Genomic DNA, 25,163 nt, shown 5'->3' with positions numbered 1-25,163 from the left:
GATGTTGGAGGCGGCTTTGCATATTTTGGGGGGCTGTCTTACCGGTTGATACCGTTTGGGACAGCCCCTTTATGCTCTTTATTATATACGTTCAAGCTTGTTTCCTGCCCGGCTTCAGCCGATATAAACGACAGCCCCGACCCGCTGCAGCGCTTTGGGCAGCTCCGTTTGCAGCAGCCCGATCCGACCCGCCACCTTTTCCATCCGCTCCCCACCGTCTTGATCCAATGCCCACTGCTTCAGTCGGGCCAGCTCATCGAGCACTGCCGGCAAATCCTCCTTGGCGATCTCGATCCCGGTGGAGAACAGGGGCACCCACTGCAAGCCTAGCGCTTCCGCGGCAGGCTCCCAGCATTCCGCAAAAACCGCCTCCGCAGCGACGGGCACGCTGTATTGCCGTTCGTCATCATTGACGGGCTCGAGTATAAATGCGCTAATGGACATCAAGGTTTCCCCCCAAACAAAATGTTAAATGTGTAATCCGGAAATTCGGCTCTCAGCTGATTCAAGCTATTCTCGGCGGCGGCCCGGAGCTCCGGTGTGTCGCCGTCCAGCCGGAATACGAAGTCGCGGATCGACTTGATTTCCTGCAAATCGGGCACTTCGGAAGACCCGTTAGGCGTCGGTCGGGTTGCAGCGGCTTGTTCCATCAAATTATGAATCCGTGTCCGTGTCTTCTTGAGCAATTGATTGTCGGTAAATTGCTGCGGCGTCTGTGCAGGCAGTCCCGTTCGCGGATTGACGCGATCCAGCCCTTTGGCTGTCTTGTCTTCATAAAAAATGCGTTTTTCCAAATCGATTTCGTCGAATTCGCCAAGCGGACTCCCCCGATGATCGACTATTTCGACCTCGTTGTACTTTTTACCTGTCACCGCTGTCCTATCTTCGTTCTCATCATTGGTCTTATCCTTTTTCGGCTCATCTTCATCCGGCTTCTTGGGGTCGTTCGAATCGTCCGGGTGCTTGCCCGGACCTTTACCGTCATGCTTCGAAGGCTTGGAATTGCCCGGCATGCCGACATCCGGCTTGCGGGAACCGAGCTTATCGATGAGCTTGCGCACATAGCCGCGCGCTTTCTTCCCTGCCCATTCGAACGCTCTGCCAAAAGGAATTCGGCTCAGCACAATGCCTATGGCAACGGAGAGCGCATTTTCGGGCGTCAGCAGCTTCCTCGGGTCGCGAATATAGCCGGCGATTTCATGCCCGCTTCCGGCGATTCCCGTCGCTGTCAGCGCGATGCCGACGGCCGGCCAGAACCCGACGAACAGCAGCGACAGCGCAAGGGCGCCAAGCAGAATAGCGCCCTGCTCATACCATTCCAGCCGATCCCACCAATTTTGCATTCTATCGAACAAACAGGCAAAGCAAGCCGTTTCGCTGCCGCCCGAGTAGGCACCCATGCCTGCGAACAGACCGGCGGCAAGCAGTATCGCCGCGATGCCGATCAGCGCCTGACACAAAATTTTCACTCGCGCGCGGACAGGCTCCTGTCTTTCCGCCGCTTCTTCATTTCCGTATAACAAATTAAATCCGAGCTCCCGCCGTTCCCGGTAGAAACCGAGCCAATAACCGAATTTCCCGCGGTCCCGGAACAGGGCGCGGGTCATGTTCCGCAGTTCGGTAACCGGATTAAGCAGCGACTCGTTCGGCAGCAGCGGGAGACGGTGACGCGCTTGGTTCAGCGACCAGTAGTCGGCAACCAGCGCCCCTGCCAGCATGATGAGGAATATCGGCTGCGTGTTATATCCGCTGCCGGTCCAGTCATGAACGGTGAACAGCCACTTCGGCAATTTATGCTGGCCGTTATATGCCGCGTGATCCAGAATGGACCAGAGCAGTACGATTGGCGGGAACACAAATATCCATCCCGTCAGTTTGACCCGCAGCCGATAAGCAATTCCGCAGGCAAGCGCGATCATGGCGGTATGTACCGGATGGCCGACGGTCATCAGCGTAGGAAACAAGCTTTCCTCGAAACGCCCGGGAAACAGCGAAAGCAAATCCCAGTGGATCGTCTCGCCGCCCAGCATCGTAACGCTGTAGCCGAACTTTTGCGCAATGATCCCGGAATTCAGCCATCGGCGGGAGAGCTCCTCCATCAGTTGGAAGCCGACACCCGTCGCAGCGCCGATAAGCGTATAATCGCTCAGGCTCAAAGCGGAGGCGCGGCGCGAGAACAGCAGGAAGACGCCGAGCGGCAGGAGCTTCCACATCTCTTCGAAAATCGGCGTCATCACGGCAACGGACCAAGTGTCCGATGTTTTTCCGCCGAAGAGCCCGTGGACCGCATTGACCGTCAGCGTCGTGAACGGTACGACAAAGAAAACACCTGCCAGGACAAACAGAACGATAGGCTTCCACGCCATCGTTTTGCTTCGGCACAGAAACCAAAATTGCAATAACACATAGAATGACCACAAATATTGGACCATCATGGCACGTGATTCTTTAACGAAAATCAAGCTAATGATAAACAAGATCAGTGAAAGCAATGAGAAAATCGTATACGTTATCCGGATAAACGGATATTTCGCAATCCACGCCTGGCAAGTCCGGTAGACAGCTTCAAGCCGTTCCCGAATTCCGGTTCGAATGACCCATATCGTGTTCACTGCGGTCGCCTCCTTTGACAGCCGGCCCCGTGCGAGCGGGACGTCTCCCAAGACGAAACCGGCCATATTGGTTTACGATGTTCGGTGCGCACCGAAGGAAATACGGTATGTCGCCAATTTGCCGCAGTTTGTTATACAGGTGTAGTGTATCCGCTCCTTTTGGCACATTCGTCTGCAAATCAAACGGTTGAAAACCATGGTCATCGATCGATCGGAGCGGAGGCTTGAAAAGCTTCATTCGCAACATTATGTTATCTGTTACTTGCAGGTTAATAATATTATAGTCATTATTGGAAATTGTTACAAAAGTCGTTAGTCTCAAAATCCGATACATCCTATCGCGATGAAAAAAGCCTGGACCTATTTCGCAAGGTTCAGGCTGTAAAAGAGCAAATTTGGAACTAAAAACAAGAGTTAAAGGGCTGCCCCGGCTTTCGCGCTGTAATGACCTCCGCACTCCCCGCACGGCAGAGACGCTCGGCTATGGCCAGATCGATCCCGGCGCTTCCGCCCGTAACCAGCGACACTTTACCGCTCAAATTCAACTCATGGGACGTCATTTCGCCTGACCCATTCCCTGGCATAATCCAGCTCCAATTGATCCAGCTTCTGCAGCCTTTGTCTGAAATACGTGTCCGTGCTGAATTTCGCATTGACAAAAGCGCTTATAATATCTTTGGCGTGCCAAGGCCCGATAATTTTTCCCCCGAGACATAATACATTCACATCGTCGTGCTCTACGCCTTGATGCGCCGAATAAACATCGTGACATACGGCAGCGCGGATGCCGGGTATTTTATTGGCTGCAATACATGCCCCGAGCCCGGAGCCGCAGAGCATCATGCCCCGGTCCGCCTCTCCTTTTCGCACCGATTCGCAGACGAGTCTGGCGATATCGGGGAAGTCGATCCTCTCCGGCGTATATGCGCCGTGGTCGATAATTCGAATGCCGATGGACTCCATGTACTCCGTTAATTCCGACTTTAAGGCAAATCCGGAATGATCCGTTCCAAGAGCGATAATCATAGCAATCCCTCCATATAATTGTAGTTCCCCCAGTTTTCGACAATTGATCGACGGCTTCTATGAACAGTCGCTCCGCTTCGTCTTGCTCAGCTTACGACTTTCCGATAAACAACGACAAAATCCCGGCGGCAATAATCGGACCGACGGGAACCCCGCGGAAAAAGGCGACGCCCAGTATCGTTCCGATCATAAGTCCGGTCACGAGCGTCGGTTGATTCGTCATGACGACCAGCCCCCGGCCGCCCAGGTAAGCCACGCCGATTCCGACAGCGATAGCCGCCAGCGATTTCCAGTGCAGAAACGTTTGAAACAGCGACTGGAACGAGATGCTTCCGCTGGCGAGCGGCGACAGGATGCCGATCGTCAGGATGATAATGCCGATGGAAAGACCGTATTTTTCAAGCCACGGAAACAATTGATGCAGATTGATCACCCTTATGAAAAGCAGCGTCACCGCGGCGATCGTAATGGAGCTGTTGCTGCTGAGTATGCCAAGTCCGGCAAACACCAGCAGTACAATGGATGGAATGTCGATTTGCGGCATGTTGTTGGAGCTCCTTTACCATTTTTGTAAATTTCGAAGAGCCCGATCCGGCGGTATCCGCGGATAGCGGGAGCCGCCGGGGTTACTCCAGCGCCCCTTCGATGTTTTTGAACTGGTTGAAAAACATCCGGTAATACGTCCCCTGCTCTCGAATCAGCGGGTCGTGGCCGCCCTTTTCCACAATTTCGCCATGGTCGATTACCATGATCGTATCGGCGTCGCGGATCGTGTTGAGCCTGTGCGCGATGATGAAGCTGGTACGCCCCTGCATAATGTTAAGCAGCGCATCCTGGATATGCAGCTCCGTCCGCGTATCGATGCTGCTCGTCGCTTCATCGAGAATCAGGATGGACGGCTTGGCGAGGATGACCCGCGCGATAGCGAGCAGCTGCCTCTGACCTTGGCTCAAATTGCCGCCGTTTTCCGACAGCATCGTATCATACCCGTTCGGCAGCCTTTTTATGAATGCATCCGCATTGGCCATCGCCGCGGCCGCTTCGATCTCCCCGTCGGTCGCATCGGCTTTGCCGTAGCGGATATTTTCCTTAATTGTCCCGGAAAATAAATACGTGTCCTGCAGCACGATGCCGAACGCTTTGCGCAGGCTGTCCCTCGTATACGACTTAATATCGATACCGTCGATCCGTATGTTTCCGCTCGTCACGTCGTAGAAGCGAGTTAGCAAATTGACGATCGTCGTTTTGCCTGCGCCGGTCGGCCCGACGAGCGCCGTACTGCTGCCTTCGTCCGATTGGAAGCTGACATTCTTCAATATCGGAACGTCCGGTCTGTAGCCGAAGCTGACATTATCGAAGACGACATGGCCCCTCGGGTTATCCAATACAATAGCGTCCGGCGCATCCTCGGGCTCCTCCTGCTCATCCAGCACCTCGAATACCCGCTCTGCGCCCGCGATACCAGATTGTAAAATATTGTAAATATTGGCAATCTCATTCAGGGGTCTGACGAACTGCCTGGAATAGCTCAAAAAGCTGGCTATGATCCCGACGGTAATGAGGCCCTTTACTGCGAGCACGCCGCCGACGACGGCAACGGCCGTAAAGCCGATATTGTTAATGACCGCCAGCAGCGGCATCAAAAAGCCGGACCAGATTTGCGCTTTCAATCCGACCTCGCACAGCTTGCCGTTAACGTCGTCGAACTCCCGGATCGCCTTGTCTTCGTGGTTAAACGCTTTGACGACCTGAATGCCCGAAATCGTCTCCTCGACATGACCGTTCAGCTTGCCGAGCTGCACCTGCTGCTCCTTGAACAGCACGCTCGTTCTTTTCGTAATCGTCCGGGCCAGCAAATAGACCAGCGGCACCGTAATCAAGCTGGCCAGCGTCAGCAGCGGGCTGAGCCAAATCATCATGACGAGCGAACCGACAATCGCGATCGAACCGGACATCAGCTGGGCGATCGATTGGGACAACGTATTACTCACGTTATCGATATCATTGGACAAGCGGCTCATAATTTCGCCGTGACGGCGGGAATCGAAATAAGCGAGCGGCAGCTTTTGCAGCTTTTCGAACAGCGCCCGCCGCAAATGCATCACGATCCGCTGCGACACGCCGGCCATCAGCCAGCCCTGCAGGAAGGTGAGCATCCCATCCGCAATATAAGCCGCCGCCAAAGCGATGATCATGATTTCCAGCAGCTTGAAATTAACCCCGCTTCCATCCGCCATCGCATCGATGGAAACTCCGATCAAATATGGAGCCGACAGCGTAAGGGCCGAGTCGATCAAAATAAATAAAAAAACGACGGACAGCCATTTCCGTTCCTTGCCCATATAAAACCATAACCGCTTCAGCGTTCCCTTGAAGTTTTTCGGTTTGGCGACCGGTCCCCGGCCCCGGCTGCCGAACCCTCCACCCGCTCTTCCCGGTCCGGCAAGCATCGGAATGTCCGGCTGGCTGCTGCGCGCCTTCGACTGTTCGTGCGGCTCAGACATGTTTCTGCATCTCCTTCCCGACCTGCGACTGAAATATTTCCTGATACACCGCACAATCCCGCATCAGCTCGTCATGGGTGCCCAACCCGACGATTTGCCCGTGATCCAGCACCACAATTTTGTCCGCATCCATGACCGATGTAATCCGCTGCGCGATAATGAGGCAGGTGAGACCCTTGGCATATTTTTTAAGAGCAGCCTTAATATTCGCCTCCGTCGTCACATCGACCGCGCTTGTGCAATCGTCCAATATCAATATTTCCGGTTTTCGCACCAGCGCTCTTGCTATCGACACCCGCTGTTTCTGGCCTCCGGAGAAGTTAACCCCCTGCTGCCCGAGCACTGTGCTATATCCCTCCGGGAACGAGGAGACAAAGTCATGAGCATCGGCCATTCGGGCCGCCTGCTCCACTTCCTCGAGCGTCGCATCCTCCTTGCCGATCCGGATGTTGTCCAGCACCGATCCCGTAAACAGCACCGTTTTCTGCGGAACGACGGCAATCTTATCGCGCAGCTTGCTCGGGTCCATCGTACGGACATCGACGCCGTTCACTTTGACCGTGCCCGAGCTTGCATCGTAAAAGCGCGGGATCAGGCTGACCAGACTGCTTTTGCCGGATCCGGTCGAGCCGATAATGCCTACCGTTTCTCCAGGCAAGCATGTTAAAGTAACATTTTTGATCACAGGGTCTCCCGACGTGCCCGCATACGAGAAGCTGACCTGCTCCAAGTCGATCCGCCCTCTCAAGCTCGCCGGCCGTTCAGGCATTACGGCCTCGCTCCACACCATGCTGTTTTGCTGCGCGAACACTTCGCCAATACGGCCTGTGGAAGCCTTCGCCCGTACAAACATATTGAACACCATCGAGATCGTCATCAGCGCGAACAAAATCTGCGTCATATAGTTGACGAATGCCATCGTCGTGCCTACCTGAATTTGCCCGTGATCGACACGAATGCCGCCCAGCCAGATGACGGCGACAATACCCATGTTGACCGACAGCGTAATGCCGGGGCTGAAGATGGCCATCGCCCGCATCGCAATTCTCGATCTCGCCTGATATTCCTGGTTGGCGTCGTTAAATTTATGTATTTCATAATCGAACCGGTTAAATGCCCGTACCACCCGAACCCCGGACAAATACTCGCGCATGACGCCGTTCACACGGTCAAGCGCCTTTTGCACCTTCATAAAAAACGGAAAGCCGATTTTCATATTCAAAGCGATCAGACCGCCGACAATCGGGACGACAAAAAGGAAAATCATAAACAAGTGAGTGTCCAGGCGCGCCGCCATAATCAAGCTCCCGATACAGAGCAAGGGCGCTTTGACAAAAACGCGCATCAGGCCGTTTACAAAATTTTGCACCTGCGTCACATCGTTCGTCAGCCGTGTCACCAGCGACGCACGGTCGAACCGGTCGATATTTTCGAAAGAAAGCGTTTGTATTTTTTTGAACAAATCGCTTCTCAGCTCCGCCCCGAACCGCTGCGATACTTGCGTGGCCACGATATTGCGCGCCGCCGCAGCTATGGCCCCCATCGCCGTAATGAACAGCATCAGGCCGCCCATGCTCCACACGTAATTCATCTGTTTGTTCGCGACACCCACGTCCACGATTTTGGCCATGATCGTCGGCTGCAGCAGATCGCACAAAGCTTCGCCCGTTAAACAGAGAAAAGCAAGACAAAAGAGCTTCCAATACTTGCGAATATACTTGTTCATAAACAGCATGGCGGTTCCCCCTGGCTGCCCGTTCGACACGGCTATAGTATGAATTAGGATTCAAGCTAATCTTACTAGAACCGCACGCAATTAAAAAGACTATTTTGCATAAAAAATAATGCCCGCGCCCAATGCCGCGGGCAAAGCTGGGCGTTTCCTCCCGCGTTTGACGGAACAAAGTCATTCAAAAGCCATCCATGCCGTCGTTCGGCACCATGGATGCTGAAAATGGGGTGGCGGCTCATGAGTTTGGCGTCACCTCTACGTCTGAGATGCAGCGCTAGCTCGCGTCCTCCAGCGTGAATATCGGCTCACGAGCTTAGCGTCACCTCTACAAGGCGCGTTCGCCCGGCCGTTGCGCCGCGGCGCTATGAGATACCTTTATTTGCCTCGATTTCGCCGTTTTGGCATTCCAACGGACCTGAACGTCGTTATTTGGCTTGCCAGCCGCCCGTTGGCCCCTTGTTCTGCGAAATAACTTTTCCTGGAAGACTGTCGATTAAAGGACGGGAACGGGCTTTGGAGATGACTTCGAAGCTCATACACGTTTTATTGCATTGATTTCATTATACTTTTCGGTAACAATGCAATAACCTGTCCCCCAAAAGTGACGCGATGCTTTGTAGTTAATTCCGATTACTTTTGGGGGAGCCCCCGTAATACGACTCGCCCTGAAGCCATTCTCCAAGCCCTTATCCCTATTAATCGACAGTCTCCCTGGGTCCGTTAGCTGCAAAACGCTGTACGAGGCTAACCAAAAAAATATAGCGGCAGCTGAGGACTTAAAAGCATACAGTCCCCGGCTGCCGCATCATTTTGCGTTCGGCATGTATTTCAGAGCAGTTTAGAGCACTTGCGATTCAATACCCGAGCGCGGCAAGCGGGCTCCGCCGTCCGGGCTTGCCCGTTCCCGTATACAGCCTAAGGCTGCTGCCAGCGCAAATAAGGATAGCTTCCGTTTATCCCCCAGACAGGCGAGCCGCCCTCGAACACCCATCCGACGAATGAGGCTTGTTGCATCATCTGGCTTGTTGACAGCGCAGTTCCTTTGTCCGTGTCGTTTTGACCGGTCACATTTTGATCGTAGTAGGAAAATGTTACGGAAGCGGAACCGTCCATGTATCCAATCAAGCCGCCTCGGATAAGGCCACTGCTAGCAATGGCTCCTGCAGCATAAGATTCGCGTACGGTACCGTTGTTTCTCCCTGCAAGGCCACCTACTTCAGTCGATCCGCCCGTCACGCCTGCCCGCGAGTAAGATTGCGAAATCGTACCATAATTTTCTCCGACAAGCCCGCCCAGACTGATGCCGTTCGATATAACCGTACCGGTAGCGTACGACTGGGTAATTATACCTTCATTGGATCCGACAAGCCCGCCGACAGATCTGGATCCTTCAACTTTCATATCGGTAAAGGAACGACTTACGATAGTCCCGCCAAACGTCCTGCCCATGAGTCCTCCCGTATAAAAGCTGTTTGTGCTTTTCGCATTGCCCTTCGCATAGGCGTCCTCAACAGTACCGCCTTGGGCGGCCCCGATCAATGCACCAACATTGAAATCACCTTCCACGTCTACATTCTCAAGCCCGATGTTGCCGATCCAGGCGTTGCCCGTAATGCTTCCGAACAAGCCGATATCCGAACTTGTGGCACGATGGATCGTCAGTTCGGTAATTTTGTGGCCGTTTCCGTCAAACGTTCCTTTAAATGGTTGTGCGGCCGTACCTATCGGCTCCCACCCGCTGCCTGCGGCGTAACCGTTCAAGCTGATGTCCGCCCCGAGAATGAAGTGCCCCGACAAATAGTTGCGTACGGCATTCAGCTGTTCCGGCAGCGTAATGATATATGGCAGCGACTCTGTACCTTCTCCTCCTGAGAACGGGGCCTTCACCTGGAACGGGTCACTCGTTACTGCGGTCAGACCGGCCCCTGTAAAGGAGAGCGTCACGTCAAGAGACACGCCGTTCAGGCCGAGATTCGTGAATGTCGCCACGCCGTTCGTTGCGTTGATCGTAGCCGTCCCGGTCAATGTCGAGGCTCCGCCCGCTACCACAGCCGTCACTGCTTGGCTCGCGTTCGTCGGATTGGCATACGCGTCGACAATCCGGACGACCGGCTGATCCGTGAGCGTCTTGCCATCGACCGCGCCGGACGGCTGTGTCTGGATCTTCAACAGCGACGGATTGGCTGCCGTCACCGTGAATGTGAGCTGCGCTGCCGTTTGAACGATACCGTTGACCGAGAACGTCAACGTTTGCATCGCAGCGCCGTTCAATACCAGCGGGGCTTCCGCCACCCCGTTTGTAAATTCGATCCCCGCCTGTACGGTGGCAGCTGTGGCCGTTATCCCGCCCCAATTGCCGAAGCTGCCGTTTGGAGCCGGTTCAAGACCGGATACGGCGATCGTCCTTAAGCCGTTAAAGTCGATATCCGTCTCGCCATCCGATTTTTTAACGACGAAACGGATCGTATTCGCCGCCCCCGCAACCGGCACAATCGTGTCGGCAGAAACTGCAGCCCGGTACGTGCCGACCACTACGGATACCGGAATGTTAACGGAATGTCCGCCATAAGACGCTGCGATCCGTGTCGAACCTGTACCCACCGCTCTAACGATACCACCCGTCACGGTCGCAATCTGCTCATCGCCTGACGACCAGACGGCTTCTGAAGCGGCATCCTGATCTGTTCCATCACTCCATCGGGCTTTCAATTGGATTTCGGCTGTCGCGCCGAGACTGGCAAGCTGAATGGAGACCGGGGAGTAGACGAGTCCGGTCACGGTTTTTGGCCAGCTAACAGTCGGTGACAAGCCTTCCACCAATGCGATGCCTTCGGCAAATTGCAGCGTGTACGCCGTATTGTATGCGGCATTAGCCAATTCTGCCCGGTACCAGTCCGCCCCGTTCGGTTCATACACGCTCACAGTCACGCTGCTGATCCCGGAGACACTGACGCCCTCCTGCAGCTTGCTTGCCGATGCGTGATCCACTTGCAGCAGCACTCGGCCTAATTCGCCCTTGACTATCGCCTTCACTGCTGCTGGTTCCGGCACTTCCGGTCCCGGCTCATCCGGCTTCGGCCAGCTTACGGTCAGCGTCAATCCTTCCGCAAGCACAATGCCTTCGGCAAAGTGCAGCGTATACGCCGTGTCGTACACGGCATTAGCCAGCTCCACACGGTACCAGTCCGCACCGTTCAGCTCATACACGCTTACGGTCACGCTGCTGATCCCGGAGACGCGGATGCCCTCCTGCAGCTTGCTTGCCGAAGCGTTGTTCACTTGCAGCAGCACCCGGCCAAGTTCGCCCTTGGCGATCGCCTTCACCGCTGCTGGTTCCGGTACTTCCGGTCCCGGCTCATCCGGCTTCGGCCAGCTTACGGTCGGCGACAAGTCTTCCGTCAACGCAATGCCTTCGGCAAATTGCAGCGTATATGCCGTGTCGTACGACGCATCAGCCAACTCTACCCGGTACCAGTCCGCCCCGTTCGGTTCATACACGCTCACGGTCACGCTGCTGACGCCGGAAACACTGATGCCATTCTGCAGCTTGCTTGCCGAAGCGTGGTCCACTTGCAACAGCAAAAGGCCCAATTCGCCTTTGGCGATCGCCTGCACCGTTGCCGGCTTCGGCACTTCCGGTCCGGGACCGGGGTCAGAGTCCGAGTCCGAATCGGAGCCCGAATCGCCGCCGGACGACCTCGAGGAACTTCCTGCCGTCAATCCTTCCCTCATCTGAACCGTACCAGGCCCCGTAAAAGTCACATCTCCATGAATGACGGCTTTCACGACGACGGTGCTGGCCGCCAAATACACGATCAAGCCTTTGACGGACTCACCGATCTCCAGCGTGTCGATACGCCCTTCCAACAGCTCCAGACGGATGTCTCCCGCTTCGGCCTGGACGTGCGAAAAGCTCCCGCTCATCTGTACGATAGCTCCGCCCGGAATTGTATCGGCAAGGTAAACAGCTTCAAATCCCGAACCTGCCAGGTCCGCTTCCTCCAAAATTGCGCCGGAGTCCAGCGTCGTTCGAGCGATGCTGCTGCTTCCTGCGGCGACTACACGGACTTTGCCGTCGGATTTGTTTACCGTGACCGCAGCGGCTTGACTGTCCGTCAAGTAGACGCTGTTTTCCCCGCCGCCGAGGATCGACAATTCGCCCTTGACGGTAACACCCTGCAGGTGGACTTCTCCGGCCCCGACCGATTCGGCAATCGTCAAGCGGCCTTCAACGACCGTATTGCGCAGCGTAACCCCCGATCCGGATATGATCACATCGCCGCCGATCGTCTCCATGCCGGTGGCCGGCCCATAGTCTCCGGCGCGATCAAAGACCCGCGTCGTCTCGCGCTTCACGGAAGCGGATAAACGATCCAGCATAACCACCGCCTCCGCCCGGGTTATCGGCTTGGACGGGCCGAACGTACCGTCCGGGTACCCGTCCAACCATCCGGCGGCCGCGGCCGCTCCGACGCCGCCCCGGCTCCACTCGGCGATCGGATCTGCGAACCGGCCGACCGCCGCGGCGTCGTCGGTCAGCTTGCCGACCCTGGACAGGATAACGGCCGCTTCTTCCCGGGTAAGCCGGTTCTCGGGCCGCATCGTGCCGTCCCCGTATCCGCTCATATACCCGGCCCGAACGGCGGTCGAGACGTCCGCCGCATACCAATCGCTGTCGCGCACATCGGCGAAAGCAGTATCGGATCGCCCTTCATAACTGAACAGACGGTTCACCAGCTTCATCCATTCGGCACGCGTAATCGCCGCGTCAGGGCGCATCGTACCGTCAGGATACCCGCTGATCCGACCTTGTTCCACCCATACCGACAAAGACCTTTCAGCCCAATGGCCGATAATATCCGATTGCTTCCCATCTGCATTCGCTGTCCCCGGGTAAGACAATGACGAGACGAGCAGCGCCCAAACCAATAACCCTATCCACCACCTATGTAGGTTTCTTCTCCCATTCACTGTTGCAACTGATCCCCCTGTCGTATTTTGTCCTGATCAATCTATGAGACAATATGACTCGTTTTCATTATAAATTAGTTCGAAAGAATAAAATATATCTTTTTGGCGAATAATAGGTGTTTTCCCCACAATTCGCCACCTTCCGCTAATTGCCAAGAGTGAACGGCTTCGCCGTCCTTCGGGGAACGAGCGCGTTTATCAAGGTTGTGCGAAGCAAAGTAGTGAACTCATTCAGCTTTGCTGAACATCGGGGAATCAGATGGGGACTCTACCACCCGATAAAGTCGTAATCGGATAAATCTTATACTTTCAACAAAAAAAAGATCAAAACCCGCTCTAATAAATTGCAGGATTTGACCTTTTATCTCTAATGTTATCATTATCTGTGATGTCTGCCGCTTTCTGCCCGGCCTTCTACCTGCCTTCGAATTCATAACTGGGCATATCGTCAATATAGACGCGATGAGAAAAATCGCTGCCTTAATTATTTCTTCTGCCACGACAATGAAGGCACGGGCCGGCCCTGCTCCGAGTACTCGATCAGCTCGGCCAGCCGCCTCAGCTTCGTCTCTTCCTTCTTGGCGCTGACGATTTTCCAGATCGCCGTTTTCCGGTACCAGGCGGCCTGCGTCTGAAAAAACGCCCAAGCCTTCGGATTGGCGCGGAACTGCCGCTCGTAAGCCTCGTCCAGCTCGGCGGCGCCCTTCTGCTCATGGGCATAAATGGCCGACTTATTTTGTTTGCGGCCTTCGAATGCCCGCAATCCTTCCGGGCGCATCAATCCAAGCCCGGTCAGCTCCTTCACCCGCTCGATATTGACGGCGCTCCATATGCTGCCGGGCTTCCGCGGCGTAAAGCGGATCATATAGCTGGATTCGTCGATGCTCTTGCGGAGACCGTCGATCCAGCCGAAGCAGAGCGCTTCATCCACCGACTCCGGCCAAGTCACGCTCGGCTTGCCCGACCCTTTCTTATAATAGCCGACCCATTGCTCCGCAGCTTGATCGTGATGCGCCTCCAGCCAGGCGCGAAATTCGGATGGCTCTGTGAAAAATAAAGGATTCATCCAGACGACTACCTCCGTTTCTTCTCGAAGTCAGGTGCATAAACGCCCGCCGCGCAGACGGATGAACGAGCTCTCATCATTTGTTATCCCATCGGGACGGAGTGCAAGCCGCATGTCAGGCGCCCGCCCGATTCCGGTCCCGTCTCCGCCAATCGGCAGCAACGCTTTTTATTGCGTCAGCCAGCAGAATAACCACGCCGATATTGATGGCTTCGTCAGCCATGTTCAAAATACCGCGGCCGAATTGAAACTTAATAAAATCGGTCACCTGGCCGAACAGCAGCCGGTCGATTGCGTTTCCTATTGCACCTCCGGCCAAAAACGCCGTTCCCGCCTCCACCCATCCGCCCTTCAAGTTTCCCTTACGGCGGGAGTACAGCAAATATCCGACGAATAAAACGGCGGGAATTATAAAATAACGGCCATAACCTTGAAAGGTGCTGCCGGCCGCTCCGCTGTTCTGATAATGCGTGAAATTCAAAATACCATGCCAAATGACGATCGATTCGCCCACATCCATATGCATGCGAACCCATAATTTGAAGCCTTGGTCGATGACGGTGACGAGGATGACGACCCAGTAAAACATCCGCCTGCCTCCTTCTCAGCTTGTCCTTCCATTATTATAGCAAGGCCGTTCGCCATGTGCATGTATGGCAGCAATTGTAATAGAAATGAAATCCAATTTTCATCTTCCTTTAATGATTGAGGTCTATACTAATATTCGACCCCCTTTTTTGATATATATAAATTGACAGGCCCGCAGCCCGTTGCTGCGGGCCTCTTTTTTTGCCAGACGGTCTGCTGCCCGATATCCCCGTTAAAGCGGATCGAGCCGTACCGCCGCCTGCTTGCCGCTGAGCTGAATGCCCGTTTGCTTCCGCCCTGCCCGATTTAAATCGCGAATGAGCGCTTCAAGCAGCTTCTTCGCCTGCTCGCCTTCTTTGCCGCGAATGTTAACGACAAGCTGGACGGCATCGCCGGCGTTTAATATGCGCTCCGCCTGCTGCCTTTTCGTATCATAATCATGCTCTTCGATTTGCGGGGTAAGGCGGATTTCCTTCAGCTTCGGCTGGCGCTCTTTTTTGCGCAGCTGCTGCGCCTCCTGCTTGGCCGCGCCGGCGCCGATAAGCCGACAAGGCGGGGGACTGCTCGTCAGGGACGTGCAGACCAGATCGACCTTCAGCTTTTTGGCCATGGACAGCGCTTCGGCCGTAGGCACAATGCCCAGATCCTCGCCGTCGATACCGGTCAGTTGTACCTCGGCCGCTTTAATTTTTTCATTCATGATCATTGTTTACGCACCCGATCTTTCATATAATGGAATGTTAGAAGATTATATTAGATATTACCGTTCAGAAGGAGTTTTTTCAAATGAGCCGCAAAGAATTGGAAGAGCAGATTATTCGCAACTACCAGCGCGACGAGCAGATGATGATTCTTGTTTTTGCCCAATGGTGCGTCAACCACGATTTGGATCCGGCCGAGCTGTATGTAAGGGCATATCCGCAGCAAACCGTCGGTCTCCCTTTGCAGCAGGCTATCGAGCTGACGGTGCCCAAGGAGGAGTCCGGCGATATTCCGAATGAAACCTTGCTCGGCGTCTTATCGTTGTTCGGCAACGAAGAACTGGCCAGTGTCGTCACCGAAGAAATCGACAAACGGAAGCGCAAGCCTAAGCCGTAACACCTGTTTGCGCAGTCGGCGTAATGCCATCCTCTAGTTCAAATGCACCATTGTATGGCTTCGCATCAACTTTTTTACGGTTTTTACATACCCATCATCTTAAATTTGATGCAGCTTGCGAATATTATGGTTAAGTATTAAGGATAAGGGGTGATTTTGAATGAAGCCTGTCTCCAACCGGTATACGCGGGAGGAATTCATTATTCCATTGGATCAGGGCCAGCTGTATAAAGGCAAAGATTTATCGCTGAACCGGATCGTGTTCATTTACGCGGTTCCATATCAAAGCCAGTCGTTGGCCGAGGCGTATTTGCAGGCGATCGGGGGCTCGGCACAAGTGACCAACAACCCCCAGTATATGCATGTATTCGATGTCGAAATGGACCATGATTACATTTATGTCATCATGAAATATATAGAAGGACAGTCCTTGCAGCAGTTGATCCGCACTCATACATTTACGTTCAGGGAAGCGGCGGCATTCGTAGCCGGCATCGGTCATACGTTGGCCGAGATCGCGGTCGAACGGCCTTTGAACTTTTCCATTCAACCGAGCAACCTGTGGATGACCGATCAAGGGCAGCTGACGATCGTCAACACATGGGACACGCATAGCGGGAACCGGCGGCTGGTCCAAGAGCTGAGCGGCCTGTTCTTCCGTCTGTTGACGCGAAGAGAGCAGGTGCCCTCGGATATTGAATCGCTCCGGCACGGCCTGCAGAGCTCGCCGATCCTGAATGAGCTGCTCGAGCCGCAGAGACGCGCGGCGGTTGAGACGATCCTGCATGCTCATGATGAACGCATGTCCGCGCTGGCTTTTATACAAAGCATTAAGGAGCTGCCGGAGGCGGTGCCAACGGATGATCATGTGAACGGCCATGACCATGTATCGGCGCCGGACGAAAATGCGCAGTCCGCAAACAGTATGACTCGCCCGGAGGAGAAGTATGTATTCGAATTGGAGGCGGAGCTCAGATACCGGTCCCGGAATGCCACTCCCGGCGAGGAAGAAGCGGACCGAACCCGGGCCATGCCATCGCTGTTGAGCCGGACGCTGTTCGGGGCAACCATGTGGAAGCGGCTATCGATCGGGCTTTCTTTGGCCTTGCTGGGCGGCGCGGTATTTGTCGGCGTGTTCGCTTTCCTCATTGATAATACGGGACGTAAAGAAACCGCATATATGCCGGGCGGTGCCGCCTCAGGCAGGCAGCAGCCTTCCGAAACAGAGCAGCAGCCAAAACCCGAAGATAACCAGCCCGCTAAGGAGACTGAAGCGACGAATAACGGCGGCGACAGCAGCGTCATTATTCCGGTACCGGCGCTTACGGGTTTGACCAAAGAAGCAGCGGAGAAGCAGGCATTAGCCTCCGGGCTGCGTTACACGTATTATTTAGAGACCAATCAACTAGCCGCGGGCACGGTGTTCAAGCAGGAGCCCATGCCAAACGAGCAGGCGGCCAAAGGCAGCAGAGTAACATTTTGGATCAGCAAGGGCAATCCTGCCCCCTGATTTTTTTTTGCGAAAAATGTTGCACTAGAGAAACTTATTTGTATATAATAAAAATAAAGGTGTGAGGTAAATTTTTATTGCCTTAAACAATAATTTAGTCATCAGACAACTTTTGCCGCAATATGCTGAAGCATGCGGAAAGAGCGTTGACCTGGGAGAAGGAGTGCAGTAAACCATGAATGTCATACGGGTACATGTCTATACGAAGCTGATGATGGTGCTGATTGCGGCGGCTCTAGTGATTACGGGCTGCTCCGGGCAAACCGGCAGTGAATCGGACGGAAAATTGAAGGTCACCGCCACAATCGGCATGATCTCGGATGTTGTGAATCAAGTAGGCGGCAGTCATGTACAAGTAACCGGCTTGATGAAATCGGGCGTAGATCCTCATTTGTATAAGGCGTCTCAGGGCGATGTCAAGAAGCTGGAGCAAGCGCAAATTATTTTTTATAACGGCCTTCATCTTGAGGGTAAAATGATTGAAATTTTCGAAAAAATGACCAGCGTCAAGCCGACCATTCCCGTATCCCGCAACATTCCGGAAAAGGAGCTGCGCGGCTGGGAAGACGGCGAGGCGTCTCACGACCCGCATATCTGGTTTAACGTCAAGCATTGGATATCGGCGACGGAGGTGATCCGCGACGAGCTGGCCAAGGCCGATCCCGCTCACGCGGACGACTATAAAGCCGGCGCCGCGGCCTATATCAAACAGCTTGAGGAGCTTGATCGGCATGTGCGAACGCAGATCGCCTCGATCCCCGAGCAGCAGCGGGTGCTCGTCACCGCTCACGATGCGTTCGGTTATTTCGGCGACGCCTACGGCATCCAGGTGATGGGTTTGCAAGGGATCAGTACCGCGTCGGAATACGGATCAAAGGATGTCACCGATTTGCGGGAGTTTCTCGTATCCCGCCAAATTAAAGCGGTGTTCATCGAATCGAGCGTTCCTAAGCGGTCCATCGAAGCGGTGATCCAGGGAGCGAAAAAACAGGGCCATGAAATTAAGATCGGCGGCGAGCTGTTCTCCGATGCGATGGGCAAGGAAGGTACGCCGGAAGGCACCTACCTCGGCATGGTCCGCCATAATGTCAATACGATTGTAAATGCGCTGAAATAGAATTGCGTGCCGTGTACCCGAGAAAGGGATGCTGTACGCGTATATAAAAGGAGTGGGGCCATATGAGTTCTGTAAAGCATGTACCGTTATCGATAGATCAATTAACCGTAGCTTATCAGCAAAAGCCCGTTCTGCGCGATATCGAATTCGTCGTTCCCGAAGGCAAGCTGATCGGCATCATCGGTCCGAACGGCGCCGGTAAATCGACGCTCATCAAAGCGGCGCTCGGTCTCATTCCGCGGGTGACGGGCACCGTTACAATCTACGGCAAGCCTTATGCCGCACAGCGCAAGCTGGTCGGCTATGTGCCGCAGCGGGAATCGGTCGATTGGGATTTTCCGATCAGCGCGCTCGACGTCGTCATGATGGGCCGATACGGTCATTTGGGCTGGCTGAAGCGGCCCGGCGCCAAAGAGCGCGGGATTGCGATGGAGTGCCTTGAGAAAGTTGGCATGAGCGACTTCGCCGGCAGGCAGATCAGCCAGCTGTCGGGAGGCCAGCAGCAGCGTATTTTTCTTGCGCGGGCGCTCGCTCAGGATGCGTCGCTGTACTTTATGGATGAACCGTTCGTCGGCGTCGATGCGGCAACGGAAAAAGCGATCATTACATTGCTGAACGAATTGAAGAAGCAAGGCAAGACGGTGCTCGTCGTTCATCACGATCTGGCCACCGTGAAGGAATATTTCGACTGGGTGATGCTGCTGAACGTCGAGTTGATGGGCATCGGACCGACTTCCGACATTTTCACCCGAGAAAATTTGCAGCGGACCTACGGCGGCCGCTTAACGCTGTTATCCCGGGACGATGATGCCGTCATCGTCAGCGCGAGGTGAGCCCGATGATGAATATAAACTGGCTCGAGCTGTTCCGCGATCCGAATACGCAGTGGATACTGCTCGGCAGTGTGCTGCTCGGCTTGAGCAGCGGCGTGCTCGGCAGCTTCGCTTACTTGCGCAAGCAGAGCCTGATGGGCGACGCGCTCGCGCATGCGGCTTTGCCAGGCGTCTGTATCGCCTTTATGCTGACCGGCTCGAAATCGATCGTCTTCTTCCTGATCGGAGCCGCGGCAGCCGGAATTATCGCCACCTTCGGGGTCGGCTTCGTGACAAGAAATTCGCGGATCAAGCAGGATTCCGCGCTCGGTATTGTACTGTCCGTGTTTTTCGGCCTGGGCATCGTGCTGCTGACCCAAATCCAGCACAGCGACAGCGGCAACCAGAGCGGACTGGATAAATTTTTATTCGGGCAGGCCGCCTCGATGGTGCAGGCCGATGTGGTTATTATGGCGATTGTCGCGGTTGTGCTCGTGTTCGCATGCGCGCTGCTGTTTAAAGAATTCAAGCTGCTCAGCTTTGACCCCGGGTTCGCCAAAGGACTCGGATTTCCGGTCGCCTTTCTCGACCAGCTGCTCATGTTCCTGATCGTGGTTGCCGTAGTCGTCGGCATTCAGGCGGTCGGCGTCGTATTGATGTCGGCGCTGCTGATCACGCCCGCGGTATCGGCTCGCTACTGGACGGAAAGGCTCGGCGTCATGGTCGTACTGGCCGGCTGCTTCGGCGCCGTCAGCGGCTTTGCCGGCACATTGGTCAGCACGACGGCGAACAATTTGCCGACCGGCCCGCTCAGCGTGCTTGCGGCAACGTTCTTTTTCATTGTTTCCGTCGTCTTCGCGCCGCGCCGCGGCGTGCTGTCGAAGCTGCTGCAGCGGCTGAGCGTAAAACAGACGGTCATGCAGGAGAAGCACGCCGCCATCCGCACCGTGCACGCATCGGCCGTACAGCCGAGAGAGGAGGAGGCTTAACATGAGCGACTTCTGGATATTGCTGACCGCGGCGCTTGTCGCCTGCTCGTGCAGTCTGCTCGGATGCTTTCTCGTGCTTCGCAAAATGGCCATGATCGGGGATGCGATCAGCCACTCCGTGCTGCCGGGCATCGTCATCGCCTTTTTGCTGAGCGGCTCGCGGGATTCGATCTTCATGCTGCTCGGCGCCTCGGTATTGGGACTCATTACCGTATTTCTGATTCAGCTGTTCCAGCAAAGCGGCGTTCAAGCCGACGCCTCCATCGGGGTTGTGTTTACCGCCTTGTTCTCGGTCGGCGTCGTGCTGGTCAGCTTGTATACGCGTCAGGTCGATCTCGATCTGGACTGCGTGCTGTACGGCGAAATTATCCGCGTTCCGTGGGATACGATTACATTCGCCGGCATGGACATCGGCCCTAAAGCCGTCTGGACGCTCGGACTGGTCCTGCTGCTCAGCTCCGTCGTGATCGGCCTGTTCTACAAGCAGTTCAAAATCTGCTCGTTTGACCCGGCCATGGCCGCCGCCGTCGGCATCCCGGTTGCGCTGTTCCACTATGTGCTGATGGGACTCGTCTCGGTGACGACGGTCGCCTCGTTCGAAAGCGTCGGCGCGATTCTCGTCGTCGGCATGCTGGTCGTCCCGGCGGCGACCGCCTACCTGCTGACCGAACGTCTGGGCGTGATGATCGCCTACAGCATGCTGGTCGGCGTGATCAGCTCCACCGCCGGTTATTACGTCTCCGTGCTGCTGGACGCGTCCATCGCCGGCTGCATCATCTGCGTCGCCGGCGCGCTGTTCGTGCTCGCGCTGCTGTTCTCGCCAAGCCACGGCGTAGTGTGGCGCAAACGGAAGCAGCGCCGCGGCATGGCGGCCGACACAGCATCACATGCCGCCGGATAAAAACGAAGCCTCCGACACCGGCTGCCAGGCCGGTTGGAGGCTTCGTTTTTTCACTTCAATTATCGCTTCAAATAGCGGTCATAAGAAGCCTGTTGAATTTTCAGTACTGCGTCTATGCCCATTTTATCAATTTGCTTCACATAGTCATCGAACTTGCTGAGCGGCTCGGAGCCCATAATAAATTTGTTGATCATTTCGTCCTTATAGGTCGTAATCTCCGTAAATTTGGAGTTTAGAACGTCACGCTCCGGCTGCTTGAACGAAAGGGTAACCGGGTACTTTTCTTTAATAAACGGTGCAACGGAGTCGCGGATTTTTGCCAGTTTAGGCGGCACCATCGCGTTTTCGTAACGGATATCCCAAGCGTAAGCAAACTCGCGGTGTCCCAGCTCATACATTTTGATTAACGGGGAGTTGTTTTTGTCTTTCATGACCAGATCCGTATATTTCGGCTCGTTATTTTCCATTGTATACGTTTCGCCAAGCTTTCCGAAATTCATTGCAAGCTGCCCTTCCGGACTGTAGAACCAATCCTGCATTTTGGCGATTTCCGTTTTTAATTTCGACTTGGAGCTAATCGCGAAGCCGTTTTTAATGAGTGTTTGCTGGCTTTTGGTGTAAGGAGCGCCGGCAGGACCTTGCAGCGGCGTTAAGCCGTTCATGTTCACCTTCGGATTCGCTTTGGCGACCAGCTTCTCAAGATAATCGACGCGCGGGAACGAATCGAAGGTAGCGCCGGACACTTCATTCGTAAACCGGGACTCCCAAATTTTCTGATCATTCGTTATATATTCCTTATCGATTAGCCCTTCACTGTAAAGCTTGGCTGTAAAAGCAAGCGCATCCTTTAATCTCGGGTCGGTGTATGTGTATTTAACTTTACCGTTATCTACATAAAAGTCCTCTTCGAATGAAACGCCGAACGGCTCGACAAACGGCAGCAGCCCTTTGATTTTGTTGCGGGTCGTAAATGGAATTTCATCGTTTTTGCCGTTGCCGTTCGGATCCTTCTCCTTAAATGCCTTTAATACTTGATAAATTTCCTCGGTTGTCTTTGGCTCCTTCAAGCCGAGCTTCTCCAGCCAATCCTGGCGGTAAATGACCAGATTAATCGTTTTGACCGCCGAAATTTGCGGGAAAAAGTAAATGTTGCCGTCGTCGGACTTGATATCTTTCAGGATGGCGGGGTTTTGCTCCAATATTTTTTTAAAATTCGGCATATGCTGGTCAATCAGCTTGTTCAACGGCTCGAATACTCCGTTCTCCCCGCCTTTGTTCAGCAAATCGGGGGTCGCCTCCATCAAATCCGGCAGCGTCCCGCCGGCCAGCGTCAGATTGAACTTTTCGATATAGTCGTTGTTATCGGTTGGCGCTTTCAACCATTTGAAGTTGACATTGGTCTTGTCGACAATCGGCTTCATCCAGAGCAGATCGTTCGACTCAACCGATTCCGGTCTTGGCCTCATAAAGACGCTGACCTCAATTTTCTTGTCCAGTACCTTTCCATCCGCATTCGCTGCCGGCGCCGGCTTGCCTGCTTGATCGCCCGCCTTCGCCTCCGGAGCCTTGGCCGTTTTATCCTGCCCTTGCCCGCCTGTCTGACAACCGGTTAATGCGACCGAAACGACAATCGCGCCCGTCAATCCTTGTGCCCATCGTGTTTTTTTCATATTGACGCCTCCCATTTCATTTGTATATCCATCGAGGGACTGAGTCCCCGGATTTCAGCAAGCATCTGCTGCGCTACCCTTTAATCGAGCCCATCATCGACCCTTGGACGAAATATTTTTGGATGAACGGATAGACGAGCAAAATCGGCAGTGTCGCCACAACCAGCGTCGAATATTTGATCGATTCGCTGATCAGATTTTTATCGTCGAACACGTCCACCATGACCTGATCGGTCTGATTTTGAATGACGATGGAACGGAGCAATATTTGAACCGGAAACAAATTTTCATCATTCAAATAAATCATCGCCGGGAAAAAGCTGTTCCATTGGTTAACGGCATAAAATAATCCGATCGTCACCAGCGAGGGAACCGACAGGGGCAGTATAATTTTCGTCAAAGTCTGGACCATGGAGCAGCCGTCGATCTTCGCGGCATCCTCCACCTCTGTCGGAATCTGCTCGAAAAACGTTCTTTGAATAAACACGTAAAACGAGGTGATCGCCGTCGGAATGACGATCGCCCAGATCGTATTGCGCATTTCCAGCGCGTTGACGACCAGAAAGGTAGGGATAAGCCCACCTCCGAACAGCATCGGCAGCAGCACGATCGTCGTCATCAGCTTGCGGCCCGGCAAATCCCGTCTCGACAGCGGGTAGGCGGCGCAAATGGTCAGTACGAGGCTGATCGCCGTACCCAGCACCGTGTAGGTTACCGTATTGATATAAGACCGCCCCAGCATCGGAAACTCCAGCACTCTGCGGTAGGCCTCCCACTGGATCCCCATCGGAATGATCCCGATTCGTCCCTGTTGGATATACAATTGATCGCTCAGCGATGCGGCGACGACATATAAAAAAGGGTACAGCGTTATTACGACAACGATGCCTAATGCGATTGTGTTAAAAATCCGGAACGCCAGTCCACCCAGCGTCATGCGCCCGAATGTCATCCTTTTTCCCCTTTCTACCACAAGCTCGTTTCCGAATACTTTCTGGCCAGTTTATTGGCAACCATAATCAGCACCAGCCCCATAACCGATTGAAACAGCCCGACGGCCGAAGCAAAGCTGTAATTCGCATCCAAAATCCCTCTCCGGTACACATAGGTGCCGATTACATCCGCCGTCAAGTACGTATTCGGATTATAAAGAAGCACGATCAGCTCGTATCCGACTTCCAGCATGTCGCCGATTTTCAGCAGCAGCAAAATAATAATCGTCGGCGCGATCCCCGGCAGCGTAATATGCCATGTCTGTTTCCAACGGTTGGCGCCGTCTACCCGCGCCGCTTCGTACAGCTCCGTATTAATGCCGGTTAATGTGGCAAAATACAAAATCGCCGACCATCCGATCGTTTTCCATAAATCAAGCGCCGTGTAAATGCCCCAGAAATAATTCGGGTCGAGCAAAAAATTGGTCCGTTCCATCCCCAGCTTGACGGCAATGTTATTGATCAGCCCGACGCTCGGCGATAAAAAGGTGACCGCCATGCTGGCGACAATGACCGTCGATACGAAATGGGGCAAATAACTGATCGTCTGCACCGTTCGCTTAATAATGGAATTGCGGACCTCATTGAGCAAAAGCGCGAACACGATCGGCGCCGGAAAGACGAAAATGAGGTTCAGCAGGTTGATCATCAATGTGTTCCGAAGCAGTCTGCCGAAATAAACGGAATTGAAAAAATCGATGAAATGCTTCAATCCGGCCCATTCGCTGGCAAGAATCCCCTTATAAATGTTGTAGTCCATCAATGAAATGATGACGGCCATAATAATCGGAACGTATCTGAAGATCAAATAATAAAGCAGCGGCGCCAAAAACATTGCATAATACGGCAGCGCCTTTCTGAACGCATACCGCCGGCCTGCCGACTTGCGCACTCCCGCTCCGGCAGCGGGCGACGGCTCCGCGGCCAGCATCGAAGGTTTAGACAATGGATGACTCTCCTTTCACGGTTTTCCTTGATTCGGACTTGTCTTGAATCTATTCAGCGGTCAACCGGGTCAATAGCAACGGGAATGCTGCCTGCCCGGTTCCGCCCTCCTAATGTATCCGTTTTCAGCTTTTTCGTATATCGATGATTTATTGGAATCATCGTCTTTTTTCATGATCGCGGGGATTCATATTTTGAGGTCCATCGGCATTTTATCGGATTGATTGGCGAGGGGACGGATCAATCAGCTTGCGGCGTCCGGCGTAGGATTTACGTTTAGCGTGGGAGGGATGGATGTGGGGTTACAGCCGTTGTTTAAGTCGTGCTCCTTCGATTAGACTAGGCAGGGGGAACACGACTTCAAGACGGCCCGCAAACTTTCCAGTCGAGTAGGCGGGGCCTTTCCTTCCGAACATTCGCCGGCTTTTCTCGCGCTTTAGTCGCTGTTCCACTGCTTGTAATTGCTCAACTACTGTTTTCATAGAACATCACCCGCCAATAAGCATTATCCTTATATTTTCGACGAGTGATGGTTGGAAATCCTTCCCGGACAAGCTCAGTAGCCGAAAATCCGCCACCGGTACTTGGTTTTGAAATATTCATAGGATTTCCCGTTTAACACGGATTAAA

Annotated in this window: 19 protein-coding genes; 6 read left to right on the top strand and 13 right to left on the bottom strand. The window is 54.1% G+C overall.

Translation table 11 applies throughout. From position 1 onward, the window contains the following. Positions 1-114: 114 nt before the first annotated feature. The 10 genes from E1757_RS00960 to infC form a co-directional block, all read right to left on the bottom strand. Positions 115-444 carry a hypothetical protein gene (locus E1757_RS00960; RefSeq protein WP_133224951.1) on the bottom strand — a complete coding sequence of 110 codons (330 nt, stop codon included), beginning with the start codon at positions 442-444 and terminating at the stop codon, positions 115-117. Then, entirely contained in the window at positions 444-2,612 is a 2,169-nt protein-coding gene (locus E1757_RS00955) for a PrsW family glutamic-type intramembrane protease (protein ID WP_246078964.1), read from the bottom strand. The genes E1757_RS00960 and E1757_RS00955 overlap by 1 nt, the downstream gene beginning before the upstream one ends. A gap of 546 nt (positions 2,613-3,158) precedes the next feature. Continuing rightward, positions 3,159-3,638, bottom strand: coding sequence for a ribose 5-phosphate isomerase B (gene rpiB / locus E1757_RS00945; protein WP_133224949.1), 480 nt, complete (start codon positions 3,636-3,638; stop codon positions 3,159-3,161). Positions 3,639-3,729: 91 nt separating this feature from the next. Next, positions 3,730-4,182 (bottom strand): DUF441 domain-containing protein, encoded by a 453-nt coding sequence (locus E1757_RS00940; protein WP_133224948.1) that lies wholly within the window; start codon positions 4,180-4,182, stop codon positions 3,730-3,732. Between the two features lie 82 nt (positions 4,183-4,264). After that, a complete protein-coding gene (locus E1757_RS00935; protein ID WP_246079013.1) occupies positions 4,265-6,088 on the bottom strand; it encodes an ABC transporter ATP-binding protein in 1,824 nt (607 codons plus the stop codon). Between the two features lie 46 nt (positions 6,089-6,134). Continuing rightward, on the bottom strand, positions 6,135-7,877 hold the full coding sequence (locus E1757_RS00930; protein WP_133224946.1) for an ABC transporter ATP-binding protein: 1,743 nt from the start codon (positions 7,875-7,877) through the stop codon (positions 6,135-6,137). Between the two features lie 912 nt (positions 7,878-8,789). Further along, positions 8,790-12,845: an S-layer homology domain-containing protein gene (locus E1757_RS00925; RefSeq protein WP_133224945.1), complete on the bottom strand. Its 4,056-nt coding sequence runs from the start codon at positions 12,843-12,845 to the stop codon at positions 8,790-8,792. Positions 12,846-13,329: 484 nt separating this feature from the next. Then, positions 13,330-13,911, bottom strand: coding sequence for a YdeI/OmpD-associated family protein (locus E1757_RS00920; protein ID WP_133224944.1), 582 nt, complete (start codon positions 13,909-13,911; stop codon positions 13,330-13,332). 115 nt (positions 13,912-14,026) lie between these two features. After that, the gene (gene lspA, locus E1757_RS00915; protein WP_133224943.1) at positions 14,027-14,500 is read right to left on the bottom strand and encodes a signal peptidase II; all 474 of its coding nucleotides are present in this window, start codon (positions 14,498-14,500) and stop codon (positions 14,027-14,029) included. Between the two features lie 231 nt (positions 14,501-14,731). Continuing rightward, on the bottom strand, positions 14,732-15,205 hold the full coding sequence (infC, locus tag E1757_RS00910; protein ID WP_133224942.1) for a translation initiation factor IF-3: 474 nt from the start codon (positions 15,203-15,205) through the stop codon (positions 14,732-14,734). Positions 15,206-15,285: 80 nt separating this feature from the next. On the opposite strand from infC, the gene E1757_RS00905 reads away from it, so the two are divergent. The 6 genes from E1757_RS00905 to E1757_RS00880 all read left to right on the top strand — a co-directional run bounded on the left by E1757_RS00905 (position 15,286) and on the right by E1757_RS00880 (position 20,926). Further along, the gene (locus E1757_RS00905; RefSeq protein WP_133224941.1) at positions 15,286-15,597 is read left to right on the top strand and encodes a hypothetical protein; all 312 of its coding nucleotides are present in this window, start codon (positions 15,286-15,288) and stop codon (positions 15,595-15,597) included. A gap of 160 nt (positions 15,598-15,757) precedes the next feature. Further along, positions 15,758-17,107, top strand: coding sequence for a PASTA domain-containing protein (locus E1757_RS00900; RefSeq protein WP_133224940.1), 1,350 nt, complete (start codon positions 15,758-15,760; stop codon positions 17,105-17,107). Between the two features lie 175 nt (positions 17,108-17,282). Then, complete coding sequence (locus E1757_RS00895) at positions 17,283-18,224, top strand: metal ABC transporter solute-binding protein, Zn/Mn family (protein WP_133224939.1); 942 nt, start codon at positions 17,283-17,285, stop codon at positions 18,222-18,224. 62 nt (positions 18,225-18,286) lie between these two features. Continuing rightward, positions 18,287-19,057 (top strand): metal ABC transporter ATP-binding protein, encoded by a 771-nt coding sequence (locus tag E1757_RS00890; RefSeq protein WP_133224938.1) that lies wholly within the window; start codon positions 18,287-18,289, stop codon positions 19,055-19,057. Positions 19,058-19,062: 5 nt separating this feature from the next. Further along, complete coding sequence (locus E1757_RS00885) at positions 19,063-20,025, top strand: metal ABC transporter permease (RefSeq protein ID WP_165971898.1); 963 nt, start codon at positions 19,063-19,065, stop codon at positions 20,023-20,025. 1 nt (position 20,026) lies between these two features. Beyond that, a complete protein-coding gene (locus E1757_RS00880) occupies positions 20,027-20,926 on the top strand; it encodes a metal ABC transporter permease (protein WP_133224937.1) in 900 nt (299 codons plus the stop codon). 59 nt (positions 20,927-20,985) lie between these two features. On the opposite strand, the gene E1757_RS00875 is transcribed toward E1757_RS00880, so the two are convergent. The 3 genes from E1757_RS00875 to E1757_RS00865 all read right to left on the bottom strand — a co-directional run bounded on the left by E1757_RS00875 (position 20,986) and on the right by E1757_RS00865 (position 24,519). Beyond that, complete coding sequence (locus E1757_RS00875; RefSeq protein ID WP_133224936.1) at positions 20,986-22,596, bottom strand: type 2 periplasmic-binding domain-containing protein; 1,611 nt, start codon at positions 22,594-22,596, stop codon at positions 20,986-20,988. A gap of 73 nt (positions 22,597-22,669) precedes the next feature. Beyond that, entirely contained in the window at positions 22,670-23,548 is an 879-nt protein-coding gene (locus E1757_RS00870) for a carbohydrate ABC transporter permease (protein WP_133224935.1), read from the bottom strand. Between the two features lie 14 nt (positions 23,549-23,562). Further along, positions 23,563-24,519, bottom strand: coding sequence for an ABC transporter permease (locus E1757_RS00865; RefSeq protein WP_133225651.1), 957 nt, complete (start codon positions 24,517-24,519; stop codon positions 23,563-23,565). Positions 24,520-25,163 lie beyond the last annotated feature (644 nt).

Source organism: Paenibacillus piri, from assembly GCF_004354045.1.
Taxonomy (GTDB): Bacteria; Bacillota; Bacilli; order Paenibacillales; family NBRC-103111; genus Paenibacillus_S; species Paenibacillus_S piri.
Note: the sequence above shows the minus strand (reverse complement) of the source record. Positions and strands in the feature narration are given on the sequence as shown.